Below are 13,809 nucleotides of genomic sequence, written 5' to 3'. Positions count from 1 at the left end.
TGATCAGTTCTGCCGCGCACTGGGAGCCTGCGGCGCTCCGTTGTTGGTGTGCTGCTGCTCGATGGGAATCGTGTAGGTCTGCACGTCGTCGCGCTGCTCGGGCAGCGTGACCTCCTGCAACCGGCTCTCTTCCGGCTCGACCGGGCCGTCGGGTTCCGGCGTCGTGGCGGCGTCGGTCTGGGCGCGCACGTTCGCGGCCGACTCGTCGAGCACCTGCTTGGCTTGGTCCATCGCGGCGAGCACCGAGGCTCGGAGCTCTTCCAGCCGCTGCCGCTCGACGCGGATCTCCTCCAGCGCCTCCAGCCGCATCTGCTCGGACTCGGCGTCCCACTGGCCGCACTGCCTGCGGGTTTCGGAGATCAGCGCGTCGGATTCCTCCTGCGCGTTGGCGATGACCCGCTTGTACTCGTTGCGGATCTCCTGGCGCAGCCGGTACTCGCGGCTGCGCTGCTCGCTGATCTTCTGCTCGTGCTCGCGCTGCAGCTTCGCGCGCCGGGACTCGACGTCGTTGACGAGGTCGGTGCACTCCTCGCGGAGTTCGTCGGCGGCGCGCTCGGCCTCGCTGATCAGCGCTCGAGCCTCGGTCTCCGCGGTGCCGCGGATGATCTCGGCCTGCCGCTTGGACTGATCGCGCAGGGTCTGCACCTCGTCCTCGGCGATCGCGAGCATGTTCTGCACCCGCTGGGAGGCGGCGGGCAGGCCCGTGTCGGAGGACTCGATGCTCTTGAGCCGCTGTTCGGATCGGTCGAGGCTCCTGCGGGTGTCGTCGCAGAGCGTGCGCAGGTCGTTGTTCAGCCGGACCGCTTCGTTGCGGTCGATGGTGACCATGCGCAGCTGATCTTCCAGGAGCTCGATGTGCTCGACGACCTGGTTGCGGCTGAAGCCGCGGACCTGGATGTCGAAACCCGGCCGGAGCGGCACGACTGCGTCGGCGTCATCCATGGGTGATCTCCTCTCCGGACGGTAGGCCCAATTAGCTAAATCGGAGAGTAGGGCGGATGTTCGGGCAACGCCCAGCGAGACACAACGACCGTCACCGGATCAGGTGTTGATCAATCGTGTGGTCCTGCTGCCACGTCCGAGGATGCTGACACGCATCTGTCCACTGTGCACGTCGTCGGAGGACGCCGATTCGTCCGGTCGGTCCGATCAGTGCCGATCTCCGGGCGATGGCTTGTCTCCCGACGGAGTGATTAGGTTAGGCTCCGCTTACCAATTGTCTTGGGAGGGAGCGCGGCGTGTCTCACGGAGCCGACTTGGTCGGGCGGCAGCACCAACGGGCCTCGGTGCTGTTGCGGCGTTGGCTGGCCGAGACCCACACGTCGGTCGCCGAAGGTCCGCTCCGGCTGACCATCGCATCCTTGTCGCTGCACGTCGACGTCGTCTACGACTCGCCGACCGGTGCGCACGGGTTCGGCTCGATCGGAGTGCTGGACAAGGCCGGGCGGACGCTGGTCTCGGCCGACCCGGCGCTGCTGGCCGCCGCGTGCTCGGCCGACGCGCGGGCGCGCTCGCGGGCGGACGCGCCGATCAACGCGCCGGAGTCGGGAACGCTGGTCGACTGGCTGCTGGACGCGCTGCCGCGTCGCGAGGTCGATCCGCTGCCGCTGCCCGACGACCTGGTGACCGTCGGCCGCTCGCTGTCCAACGCCGCCGAGGCGCAGCGCTGGCTGACCAGGCACATCGAGGAGCGGCTGCTGCCCGGAGTGCTCGCGTCCGACGGCCGGGATCGCGCGGAGCTGACCGCGCGCCTGATCAGCCGTGGCGTGCTGGTGGTCGTCGGTCTGCTGGGCCGGCGCGGTGTGGTGCACGAGGAGTACATGCTCGCCGAGCTCGCCAAGCGGCTCGGTGCGATCGCCGAGCAGCACCCGCAGAGCGCGGACCTGATCGACCACTGGCTGACCAGCCCGACCCTGACCGATCTCGCCGCGCTCAACGGCTCGCAGCTGCGCTACCGGGACGACACCGGTGCCGTGCGGGTGCGGCCGGTCGCTTTCGAGGTCGGCAACCCGCTGCGCCTGGAGCCGCCGGCGGAGGTGCCCGGCGTGCCGCTGCCGGAGCTCGGCGACGGCTGGAGGCTGCGGCCGGTGACCATCACCGGCGAGGACGGCGGCCCGGACGTCGAGCTGGTGCACCGCTGGATGAACCGCGAGCACGTCGCGGTCAACTGGAACCAGGACTGGCCGCTCAAGCGGTGGCGCGACGAGATCGCGACGCAGCTGGCGGGGGAGCACTCGGTGCCGTGCGTCGTGTCGCGCGACGGCCGCGACATCGGCTACCTGGAGCTCTACCGCGTGCAGCGGGACAAGCTGGCCCTCTGCTACTCGCACGCGCCGCACGACCTGGGCGCGCACATCGCCATCGGCGAGCCGGACGCGATCGGCAAGGGCGTGGGTTCCGCGCTGCTGGAGGCCGTGGCGCGAGGGTTGCTGGCGGCGGACCCGGCGTGCCGAAACGTCGTCGCCGAGCCGAATGTCCACAATGGAGCTTCGGTGGGCGCGTTCGGCAAGGCGGGCTTCGCCCAGGCGGCCGAGGTCGGTTTGCCGAACAAGAACTCCGCGCTGATGGTGTTCCCACGTCCAGGTGAGTAGTCCCACGTCAGGTGGTCTGGCGTGCGGCTGTACTCCCGATCGGATCTGAACTAAGGTTAGCCTTACTTTTGTGTTGATCGTGGGGAGAGCAATGCCGTCGCGAGCTGACCAGCTGCCGTTGTCCGCGGCGCAGGCCGGAATCTGGTTCGCCCAGCAACTCGACCAGGCCAATCCGATCTTCAACACCGCTGAGCGCGTGGAGATCGCGGCCGAGGTCGACCCGGAACTGTTCGCCGAGGCGCTGCGCGCGGTGGTCGCCGAAGCCGAGACGCTGCGGATGCGGGTCGTCGACGGCGGCGACGGCCCGCGCCAGGTCATCGACGCGCTCGACGTCGTCGAGCTGCCGGTGCTGGACTTCACCGACGAGGCCGACCCGGACGCCCGCGCGCAGGAGTGGATCCAGGCCGACCTGAACGCGCCGGTCGACCTGACCCGCTCGCAGGGCGACGGCGGGAGGCTCTGGACGGCGGCGCTGTGCAAGCTCGGGGAGCGGCGCTGGTGGTGGTACCAGCGCGTACACCACGTGGCCACCGACGGCTACGGCTTCTCGATCATCATCCGCCGCGTCGCCGAGCTCTACAGCGCGCTGGCAGCGGGGGAAGATCCCGGTGAGTCGCCGTTCGCCGGGCTGGACGCGCTGATCGACGACGAGCGCGAGTACCTGGAATCGGCGAAGGCCGAGCGCGACGCGGCCTACTGGCGCGAGCTCTTCGCCGACGAGCCCGACGTGGTCACGCTGAGCGAGCGCTCGCGGCCGACCGCGCGCACCTTCCACCGGCAGCTGGCCGCCACCTCCTCGCTGGAGGAGCTCGGCGCGGCCGCCGAGGCGGCGCGCACCATCTGGCCGGACGCGCTCATCGCCGCCTTCGGCGCCTACCTGCACCGGATGACCGGGGCGAACGACGTCGTGCTGGGCCTGCCGGTGATGGGCCGGATGGGTTCGGTCGCGCTGCGGGTGCCGGGCATGGTCGTCAACGTGCTGCCGCTGCGGCTGCGCGTCGAGCCGGGAACCACCCGCGGCGAGCTGATCGCGCAGGTCGCCAAGGCCGTGCGGGACCTGCGCAAGCACCAGCGCTACCGCAGCGAGCAGCTGCGTCGCGACCTGATGCTGCTGGGTTCGGACCGGGCGCTGTTCGGGCCGATGATCAACATCAAGTCCTTCGACTACGACCTGGACTTCGCCGGTGCACCGGGCCAGGTGCACAACGTCGCCGCCGGTCCCGTCGACGACCTCAGCGTGCTGGTCTACACCGAGGGCGACGAGCTGCGCTTCGAGTTCGACGCCAACCCCGACCGCTACACCGCCGAGGAGCTGACCGGGCACCGCGAGCGGTTCCTGCGGTTCCTGGACTCCTTCGCAGGCGCCGACGCCGACTTCCCGGTCGGACGGATCGACCTGCTCACACCGGCCGAGCGCACCCGCGTCCTCGACGAGTGGAACGCGCCGGTGCCCGGCTTCGCCGAGGCCGAGCCCGCGACCCTGCCCCAGCTGTTCGAGGAGCAGGCGCAGCGCACACCGGACTCGGTGGCGGTGACCTTCGAGGCCGAGTCGCTGACCTACTCCGAGCTGGACGCGCGGGCCAACCAGCTCGCGCACCACCTCATCGACCACGGCGTGGGTCCCGAGCAGCTGGTGGCGCTGGCGCTGCCGCGCTCCACCGAGCTCGTCGTGTCGTTGCTGGCGGTGCTCAAGGCGGGAGCCGCCTACCTGCCGCTGGACCCGGGGCACCCGGCCGAGCGCATCGCCTACATCGTCGGCGACGCGCGGCCGACCATGCTGATCAGCGACCGCGAGCACGCCGACCGGCTGCCCGAGGGCATCACGCGGGTGCTGCTGGACGAGGACAAGGCGATCGCCGAGATCGTCCGGCACTCCCAGCGCAACCCCAAGCCGGGCGAGCGCGGTCCGCTGACCAGCGAACACACCGCCTACGTCATCTACACCTCGGGTTCGACGGGAGTGCCCAAGGGCGTGTCGATCCCGCACCAGAACGTGGTGCGGCTGTTCTCGGCCACCGACCCGTGGTTCGGCTTCACCGGCGAGGACGTGTGGACGCTGTTCCACAGCTACGCCTTCGACTTCTCGGTGTGGGAGCTGTGGGGCGCGCTGCTGCACGGCGGCAGGCTCGTCGTGGTGCCGCACGAGGTGAGCCGCTCCCCGAAGGAGTTCCTGGACCTGCTCGAACGCGAGCAGGTCACCGTGCTCAACCAGACGCCCTCGGCGTTCTACCAGCTCAGCCAGGCAGACCGGGAGAACCCGGGCGCCCGGCTGGCGCTGCGCTGCGTCGTCTTCGGCGGCGAAGCGCTGGAACTGTCCAGGTTGGACGACTGGTACCGGCGGCACCCCGAGTCGCCGAAGCTGATCAACATGTACGGGATCACCGAGACCACCGTGCACGTGTCCTACGTCGAGCTCGACGCCGACCTGGTCGCGCGTCGAGGGGGAGTCATCGGCAGTGTCATTGGCCGCGGTATCCCGGACCTGCGCGTCTACCTGCTGGATTCGCTGCTCCAGCCGGTTCCGCCCGGCGTGACCGGTGAGATGTACGTGGCCGGTGAGGGCTTGGCGCGCGGATACCTGGGGCGGCGCGGGCTGACCGCGCAGCGGTTCGTCGCCGATCCCTTCGGCGAACCCGGATCCCGCATGTACCGCTCCGGTGACCTCGGGCGTTGGCGGCCTGACGGGTCCATCGAGTTCATGGGCCGGGCCGACCAGCAGGTCAAGGTGCGCGGATTCCGCATCGAGCTCGGTGAGATCGAGGCGAACCTGGCCGTGCACCCGCGGGTCAAGCAGGCCGCCGTCGTGGTGCGCGAGGACGTCCCGGGCGACGAGCGGCTGGTCGGCTACACCGCCGGCGACGCCGACCCGGCTCAGCTGCGCGCCCACCTGGCCGACCGGCTGCCCTCCTACATGGTCCCGGCCGCGTTCGTCGCGGTCGAGGAGATCCCGTTGACCGCCAACGGGAAGCTCGACGCCAAGGCGTTGCCCGCGCCCGAGGTCGCCGGTGGTGGACGGCAGCCGCGCACCGACGCCGAGCGGGCGCTGTGCCGGTTGTTCGGTGAGGTGCTCGGCGCCGAGCAGGTCGGCATCGACGACGGGTTCTTCGAACTCGGCGGGCATTCACTGCTCGCGACTCGGCTGCTGACGCGGGTGCGCACCGAACTCGGTAACGAACTGGGCATCCGGACCCTCTTCGACCACCCGACCGTCGCGGAACTGGCGGAGCGACTGGAGGTTTCGGGCGGCGGCCGGCCCGAACTGCGTCCCGCGCGCCGTCCCGAGGAGATCCCGCTCTCGTTCGCGCAGCAGCGGTTGTGGTTCCTGAACCGGCTCGAAGGCCCCAGCGCGACCTACAACATGCCGCTGGTGCTGCGGATGACCGGTGAGCCCGACGTGACCGCGCTGCGCGCGGCGATCGGCGACGTCGTGTCCCGGCACGAGAGCCTGCGCACGACGTTCCCCGACACGCTCGGCGAACCGCGTCAGCTGGTCGGCGATAAGGTGCCGGAACTCCCCGTCACCGAAGTGTCCGATGTGGACACCGCGCTGGCCGGTGCGGCGCGACGGGGATTCGACCTGGCGCAGGAACCTCCGATCCGCACCGAGCTGTTCCGCGACGGCGAGCGCACCGCGCTGCTGGTGCTGCTGCACCACGTCGCGGGCGACGAGTGGTCGGTGCGCCCGCTGGTGCGCGACCTGTCGACCGCCTACGCCGCCCGGCTCGACGGCCGCGCGCCGGAGTGGGAACCGCTGCCGGTGCAGTACGTGGACTACGCGCTGTGGCAACGAGAACTGCTCGGCGACGAGGAAGACCGGAACGGGCTGGCCGCGCGGCAGCTGGACTTCTGGAAGCAGGAGCTCGCAGGCCTGCCCGACCAGCTGGAACTGCCCACGGACCACCCGCGCCCGGCGGTGTCGAGCCACCGCGGCGAAGCCGTGCGCTTCGGCCTCGACGCCGAGCTGCACCGGCGCATCCGCGAGCTGGCCGCCGAGCACCAGGCCAGCGCGTTCATGGTGCTGCAGACCGCGCTCGCCGCGCTGCTGACCAGGATGGGCGCGGGCACCGACATCCCGATCGGCTCGCCGGTGGCCGGACGCGGTGACGACCGGCTCGACGACCTCGTCGGGTTCTTCGTCAACAGCCTCGTGCTGCGCACCGACACCTCCGGTGAGCCGACGTTCGCCGAACTGCTCGACCGGGTCCGCGAGACCGACCTGGCGGCCTTCGGCAACGCCGAGCTGCCGTTCGAGCGGCTCGCCGAACTGCTCAACCCGGCTCGCTCGCTGGCCAGGCACCCGCTGTTCCAGGTCATGCTGGCCTACTGGGGTGCCGCCGAGTCGGTGGGCGCCGAACTTCCCGGCGTCGAGACCGCTGTGGACACCATCCCGGCCGGGGCGGCGAAGTTCGACCTGGCCTTCAGCCTCAGCGAGAGCGCCGACGGCGACGTGCGCGGGCTGGTGCAGTACAGCACCGACCTGTTCGGCGAACGCACCGTGGAATCCCTCGTCGAGCGGTTCGTGATGCTGCTCGAATCCGCCGTGTCCGCACCGGAAACGCCGATCGGACGGCTGGACATCCTCGGTGACCAGGCCCGCGAGCAGGTCCTGGCCTGGGGTGACGCGACCGGAGGCGTCGGTCCGGCGGGAACCTTCCCGCAGATCCTCGCCGAACGCGCCGAAGCCACCCCGGACAAGCCCGCGCTGGTCTTCGAGGACACCGAGCTCACCTACCGGCAGCTGCGCGAGCGGGTCACCGAGCAGGCGAAACTGCTGGTGGAACGCGGTGCCGGGCCAGGCGACATCGTCGGCGTGATGCTCCCGCGCTCCGCCGAGCTGATCATCGGCCTGCTCGCGGCGATGCACGCCGGGGCCGCCTACCTCGCGCTCGACCCGGAGTACCCGCCGGAACGCCTGCGGCACATGGTCGACGACGCCCGGCCGCGCCTGGTGCTCACCGACGACCTCGACGCCGACCTGCCGACGACGCTGGTGCACCACGCCGATCGGTCCGAGGGCGATCCGCGCCTGCCGGAGCCGGAACTCGACGACGCCGCCTACGTCATCTACACCTCCGGTTCCACCGGCACGCCCAAGGGCGTCGTCGTCGCGCACCGGGGCATCGGCAAGCTGCTGGCCACCCAGACCAGGCGCGTCGGCATCACCCCGGACAGCCGGGTGCTGCAGTTCGCCTCGCCGAGCTTCGACGTGGCCTTCTGGGAGATCTGCATGGGTCTGCTCGGCGGCGGAACGCTCGTCGTCGTGCCCTCCGACCTGCGGGTTCCCGGCGAAGCCCTCGCCGAGTACGCGCGGCGGCACGAGGTGACGCACCTGGCGATCGGGCCGTCGATGATGGGCATGTTCCCGGCGGACGTGCGGCTGCCGGAGAACGCGACGCTGTTGTGCGGTGCCGAGAAGGTGCCCTCCGACCTGGTCCAGCGCTGGGGCCGGGACCGGCCGATGCTCAACTGCTACGGACCCACCGAAGCGACCGTGAACACCACGCTGTGGGACTGCGACCCCGACGCGGTGTCGAGCTCGGTGCCGATCGGCGTGCCCGACCCGGGCGCGCGCGTGTACGTGCTCGACGAGCGGTTGCAGCCGTGCCCGCCCGGTGTCGTCGGCGAGCTCTACGTCTCCGGGCTCGGGCTCGCCCGCGGCTACCTCAACCGGGCCGGGCTGACCGCGGAGCGGTTCGTGGCGGACCCCTTCGGCGAGCGCGGCGCGCGCATGTACCGCACCGGTGACCTGGTGCGGTGGCGCGCGGACGGGACGCTGGACTTCGCCGGCCGCGCCGACGACCAGGTCAAGATCCGCGGTTTCCGCATCGAGCTCGGCGAGGTCGAAGCCGTGCTGGCCAGGCACGACGACGTCGCCCAGGTCGCCGCCGTGGTCCGCGAGGACACCCCGGGCGACAAGCGCCTCGTCGCCTACGTCGTCGGCGGTTCCGACGCCGAGTCTGACGCCGCGGCACTGCGTCGTCATGTCGGCGAGGAGCTGCCCGACTACATGGTCCCGGCGGCCGTGGTGTTCGTCGACGCGCTGCCGCTGCTGCCCAACGGCAAGCTCGACCGGCCCGCGCTGCCCGCGCCCGACCTCGCCGAGGTCGTCGGCAACGACATGCCGCGCAACCCCACCGAGGAGATCCTCTGCGGACTGTTCGCCGAGGTGCTGGGCCTGCCCCGGGTCGGCGTGCACGACGGTTTCTTCGACCTGGGCGGGCATTCGCTGCTCGCGGCCAAGCTGATCGGCCGGATCCGCGACGCGCTGGGCATCAAGGTCAACGTCGGCAGCCTGTTCGCCGCGCCCAGCGTGGCGGGGCTCGCCGAGCGCATCCGCACCGGAGGCGGCCGGGACGCGCTGGAGATCCTGCTGCCGCTGCGCACCAGCGGCGCCAAGCAGCCGCTGTTCTGCGTGCACCCGGCGGCCGGTCTGGCGTGGCCGTTCTCGGGCCTGCTCAAGCTCATCGACGACGAGCGACCGATCTACGGCATCCAGACCCGGGGCCTGGCCGAACCGGCGCCCGTCGCGGGCAGCCTCGCCGAGATGGCCGACGAGTACCTGGAGCACATCCGGACCGTGCAGCCGCACGGGCCGTACCACTTCCTCGGCTGGTCCTTCGGCGGCGTGGTCGCCCACGAGATGGCGACCCACCTGCAAGCCGAAGGGGAGGAGGTGCGCTTCCTGAGCATGCTCGACTCCTACCCCAAGGACGTCTGGGACACCCTGCCCACCGAGGAGGAGGCGCTGCTGGCCCTGCTCTACATGGCCGGCTACGACCTCTCCGAGCTCGGCGATGGACCGCTGACCAGGTCCGACGTGCTGGAGATCCTGTCCGCCGAGGGCAGCGCCCTGGCGAACCTGGAGGAGCACAGCGTCACCGCCATCATCGACAACTTCGCCAACTGCGCGGTCCTGGAGAACTCCGCCGACCACGACAAGTTCCGGGGTGACGTGCTGTTCTTCAACGCCACGGTCAACCCGGCGAAGGAGTCGCTGACCAGCGCGATGTGGCAGCCGTACGTGGACGGCGACGTGATCGACCACGACATCGCCTGCGAGCACAAGGACATGACCCAGCCGGAACCGCTGGCCGAGATCGCCGCAGTCGTGCAGCGAGCACTCACCGAGACCGAAGGCTGAGCCGACGTTCCGCTCGCCGGGCGGAGTTGGGGGAGGTCGAGTGATCGGTGGACCGAGGAGGAGCAAGACGATGACGAACCCGTTCGAGGACCCGGACGCGCAGTACTACGCCCTGATCAACGATCAGGACCAGTACTCGCTGTGGCCGGCCGCGATCGAGGTGCCCGCCGGATGGACCGTCGCGCACGGCCCGACCGACCGGCAGTCCTGTGTCGACCACATCGAGGTGCACTGGACCGACATGCGGCCCGCCCGCTGATGGCCACCGCGTTGCGCGGGGTGAACCCGCAGATCGCGGTCTGCGCTTGCTACGTCGCGGCGATGTTCATGAACGGCATGGACGCCACCATCGTCAACGTCGCGCTGCCCGCGCTGGTCGAGGACTTCTCGGTGTCGGCGAGCTCGGCGTCCTCGGTCAACGTCGGCTACCTGGTCAGCCTCGCGGTGTGCATCCCGGTGTCGGGCTGGCTCGGCGACCGGTACGGCACGAAGCGGGTCTTCCTGTCCGCCTTCGGCGTTTTCGTGCTCGCCTCCGCGCTGTGCGGGCTGTCGGGGGACCTGCTGCAGCTGACGCTGGCCCGCATCTTGCAGGGCGCCGGCGGCGGTGTGATGAGCCCGGTCGCGCTGACCTTGCTGTTCCGCGCCTACCCGCCGGCCGAGCGGATCCGGTTGTCGCGGGTCCTGCTGCTGCCCACGGCGGTGGCTCCCGCGCTCGGGCCGGTGCTGGGCGGGTTCTTCGTCGAGCACCTCACCTGGCGCTGGGGCTTCTTCGTCAACCTGCCCGTCGGCATCGCCGCGCTCGTCTTCGGCGCGCTGCTGCTGCGGGAACACGTGGAGGCACCGGACAAGCGCTTCGACCTGCGCGGATTCGCGCTGGCCGCACCGGGTCTCGGGCTGGTGGTCTTCAGCCTGGAGGGCATCGCCACCGGTTCCTCGGCGACGTTGAGCTGGCTGGCCGGTGCCGCCGGATTCGTCCTGCTGGGCCTGCTGGTGCGATCCCAGCTGCGCACCGAGCACCCGATGCTGGACCTGCGGCTGTTCGCCGACGACCACTTCCGCAGGGCCAGCCTGATCCTGTTCACCTGCCTGGTCGGATTCCTCGGCACGCTCTACGGGTTCACCTTGATGTACCAGGTGGAGTTGGGCGCATCGGCGTGGGAGACGGGCCTGGTGACGCTGCCGAAGGCGGTGGGACTGATGATCGCCTCGCAGCTGGTCGCCTGGGCGCACCGCAGGTTCGGGCCGCGACTGCTGATCGCGGTGGCGATGTTCGGCGCGGCGCTGTCGTTCGCGGCGATGAACCTCATCGGCCCGCACGACGTGTGGATGGCCGCGTTCGTCCAACTCGCCTCCGGCTTCTTCGTCGGGGCGGCCACGGCCGAGCTGCAGGTGGTCGCGTTCACGACCATCGACAAGACCGACACCGGCGGTGCGTCGACGCTGTTCAACGTGCAGCGGCAGGTGGGTTCGGCGCTCGGCGTGGCCATCACGGCCAGCGTTCTGGCGGCCTCCGGACCCGGACTGGGTTCCTACCACTTGGCGATGTTGACCTCCGCCGGATTCGCGATCATCGGTGTTCTGCTCGCCCTGCGCGTGACGGAATCCGTGGTGCTGCAACGGGAACCGGCCCCGGCGGGGCGCTGAGAGATCTGGGCCACCGAGGGGAAGACAATCGTCCGTTATATGGTTAGGCTAGCCTTAACTGGATGATCGTTGGTGGAGCGGAAAGGATCGCATGGTCGATGGGTACTGCGGATCGACTTCGGCGCGACCGGCCCCCGGCACGTGACCTCGAGGTGCTGCGCACAGCCGAGCTGAGCCCGTCGATGCGACGGGTGACCCTCGGGGGCGAGGAGCTGTCCGGCTTCCTCGACCAGCACACCGGACCCAACATCAAGGTCTTCGTGCCGCGACGGGGTCAGGACCGCCCGGTCCTCCCGCGACTGGACCCCGAAACCGGCCGGTACAGCTGGCCGGAGCCGGAAGTCCGGCCGACCATGCGCACCTACACCGTCCGCCGCTACGACGAGTCGCGCGGCGAGCTCGACATCGACTTCGTCATGCACGGCGAGCACGGGGTGGCCTCCAACTGGGCCCGCAACGCCCGGCCCGGTGACCGCCTCGGCGTGATGGGCCCCGGCGGCAAGACCTGCCGGGCCGCCGACTGGTACCTGCTGGCCGGCGACGAGACCGCCATGCCGGCGATCTCCAGCATCGTCGAATCGCTGCCGCCCACCGCGCGCGGCCACGTGCTCGTCGAGGTCGACACCGCCGCCGACCGGCAGCACGTGCAGTGCCCGCCGGACCTGCGGTGGACCTGGCTGCACCGCGACGGCTGCCCGGCGGGCCTGTCGCAGCAGCTGATCAACGCCGTCCAGGGGCTGGACGTGCCCGCCGACGTCGACGTCTCCGCCTGGGTGGCGGGTGAGTCCGGCGTGGTGCGCGGCATCCGGCGGCACCTGCGCGACGAGCGAGGCATGGACGGCAAGTCCGTGCTGGCCATCGGTTACTGGAAGTACGGCATGGCCGAAACCGAGTACCACGACAAGCACAACCACGATCGGGACTGACCGACGCGGCGAAATCCGGCCTGACCTCCGCGGGTTCGCCGGTACATCCACTCGCCCGCGAATCGGGCACCGGCGAACCGAGGGGACGACGTGTCTGCGGCGCTGAACCAAGAGAAAGTCCACGACGTGCTGGGGATCGGCTTCGGGCCGTCCAACCTGGCGCTGGCGATAGCGCTGGAGGAGCACAACCGGACCGCGGGCGACGACCCCATCGACGGGGTGTTCTTCGAGCGCCAGGAGTCCTTCGGATGGCACCGGGGCATGCTGATCGAAGGCACGACCATGCAGGTGTCCTACCTCAAGGACCTGGTCACGATGCGCAACCCGGCCAGCGACTTCTCGTTCCTGGCCTACCTGCACGCCAAGGACCGGCTGGCCGACTTCATCAACCACAAGACCCTGTTCCCCACCCGGGTCGAGTACCACGACTACCTGGAGTGGGCGGCCGGGCGGCTCGACGACGTCGTGCGCTACGACTCCGAGGTCGTCGAGGTGCAGCCGGTCGACGAGCACTTCGAGGTCGTCGTCCGGCACGGCGGTCAGCTGGCCGTGCACCGGGCGCACAACATCGTCATGGCCGTGGGGCTGGAAGCCTCCTTGCCCGAGGGCGCCGAACTCGGTGAGCGGGTGTGGCACAACCTCGACCTGATGCACCGGGTGCCGGAGCTGACCGACCAGCCGAAGCGCTGCGTGGTGATCGGCGCAGGCCAGTCCGCCGCCGAGGTCACCGACTACCTGCACCGCACCTTCGCCGACGCCGAGGTGTGCGCGGTGTTCGGCCGCTACGGCTACAGCCCGGCCGACGACAGCCCCTTCGCCAACCGGATCTTCGACCCGCAGGCCGTGGACGACTTCTACGCGTCCTCGCCCGAGGTCCGCGCCAAGCTCATGGACTACCACCGCAACACCAACTACTCGGTGGTCGACCTGGAGCTGATCGAGGAGCTCTACGCCCGCTCCTACCAGGAGAAGGTGCGCGGAGCCGAGCGGCTGCGGGTCCTCAACGCCAGCAGGCTCGTCGACGTCGACACCTGCCCGGACGGGGCGAAGGTGACCGTCGAGTTCCAGCCCACCGGGGAGCGCAGCGTCCTCGACGCGGACCTGCTCGTCTACGCCACCGGCTGCCGGCCGCGCGACCCCTACACGCTGCTCGGCGAGCTGGCTCGGCACTGCGAGTGGGACGAGCAGGGCTCGTTGCAGGTCGAGCGCGACTACCGCGTCCGCACCACCGGCGAGCTGCCGGGCGCGGTCTACCTCCAGGGCGGCACCGAGCACACCCACGGCATCACGTCCTCGCTGCTGTCCAACGGCGCCGTCAGGGCCGGCGAGATCCGCGATTCCATCGTCGCCCGCCGCAAAACCCCCACCCACGACTACGCCCTCACTCGCAGCTGAACCCCGTCCCGGCCTGCGTCGTGGGTCGGGGGCGGGGGATACTAGGTGAGGGGGGAGGACGAGCTGAAAAACCTCTACAACGATAAGAGCTAAAACAAAATCAGTAGATGGG

7 protein-coding genes are annotated in these 13,809 nt (G+C 70.3%); 6 read left to right on the top strand and 1 reads right to left on the bottom strand.

The window, feature by feature from the left end:
• Positions 1–3: 3 nt before the first annotated feature.
• Entirely contained in the window at positions 4–942 is a 939-nt protein-coding gene (locus tag AB0J91_RS31430; RefSeq protein ID WP_363876252.1) for a hypothetical protein, read from the bottom strand.
• A gap of 296 nt (positions 943–1,238) precedes the next feature.
• On the opposite strand from AB0J91_RS31430, the gene AB0J91_RS31425 reads away from it, so the two are divergent.
• The 6 genes from AB0J91_RS31425 to AB0J91_RS31400 all read left to right on the top strand — a co-directional run bounded on the left by AB0J91_RS31425 (position 1,239) and on the right by AB0J91_RS31400 (position 13,697).
• A complete protein-coding gene (locus tag AB0J91_RS31425; protein WP_363876249.1) occupies positions 1,239–2,591 on the top strand; it encodes a GNAT family N-acetyltransferase in 1,353 nt (450 codons plus the stop codon).
• Between the two features lie 91 nt (positions 2,592–2,682).
• Positions 2,683–9,732: an amino acid adenylation domain-containing protein gene (locus tag AB0J91_RS31420; RefSeq protein WP_363876246.1), complete on the top strand. Its 7,050-nt coding sequence runs from the start codon at positions 2,683–2,685 to the stop codon at positions 9,730–9,732.
• A gap of 70 nt (positions 9,733–9,802) precedes the next feature.
• Positions 9,803–9,991, top strand: coding sequence for an MbtH family protein (locus AB0J91_RS31415; RefSeq protein ID WP_093424246.1), 189 nt, complete (start codon positions 9,803–9,805; stop codon positions 9,989–9,991).
• Positions 9,991–11,376 carry a DHA2 family efflux MFS transporter permease subunit gene (locus AB0J91_RS31410; RefSeq protein ID WP_363876244.1) on the top strand — a complete coding sequence of 462 codons (1,386 nt, stop codon included), beginning with the start codon at positions 9,991–9,993 and terminating at the stop codon, positions 11,374–11,376. The genes AB0J91_RS31415 and AB0J91_RS31410 overlap by 1 nt, the downstream gene beginning before the upstream one ends.
• A 98-nt stretch (positions 11,377–11,474) precedes the next feature.
• On the top strand, positions 11,475–12,302 hold the full coding sequence (locus tag AB0J91_RS31405; RefSeq protein ID WP_363876241.1) for a siderophore-interacting protein: 828 nt from the start codon (positions 11,475–11,477) through the stop codon (positions 12,300–12,302).
• Positions 12,303–12,392: 90 nt separating this feature from the next.
• Positions 12,393–13,697 carry a lysine N(6)-hydroxylase/L-ornithine N(5)-oxygenase family protein gene (locus tag AB0J91_RS31400; RefSeq protein WP_363876238.1) on the top strand — a complete coding sequence of 435 codons (1,305 nt, stop codon included), beginning with the start codon at positions 12,393–12,395 and terminating at the stop codon, positions 13,695–13,697.
• Positions 13,698–13,809: the final 112 nt, after the last annotated feature.

Origin of the sequence: Saccharopolyspora sp. NPDC049357 (genome assembly GCF_040677225.1) — a bacterium.
Lineage (GTDB): Bacteria > Actinomycetota > Actinomycetes > Mycobacteriales > Pseudonocardiaceae > Saccharopolyspora.
This window is presented reverse-complemented; position numbering and strand designations above follow the sequence as displayed.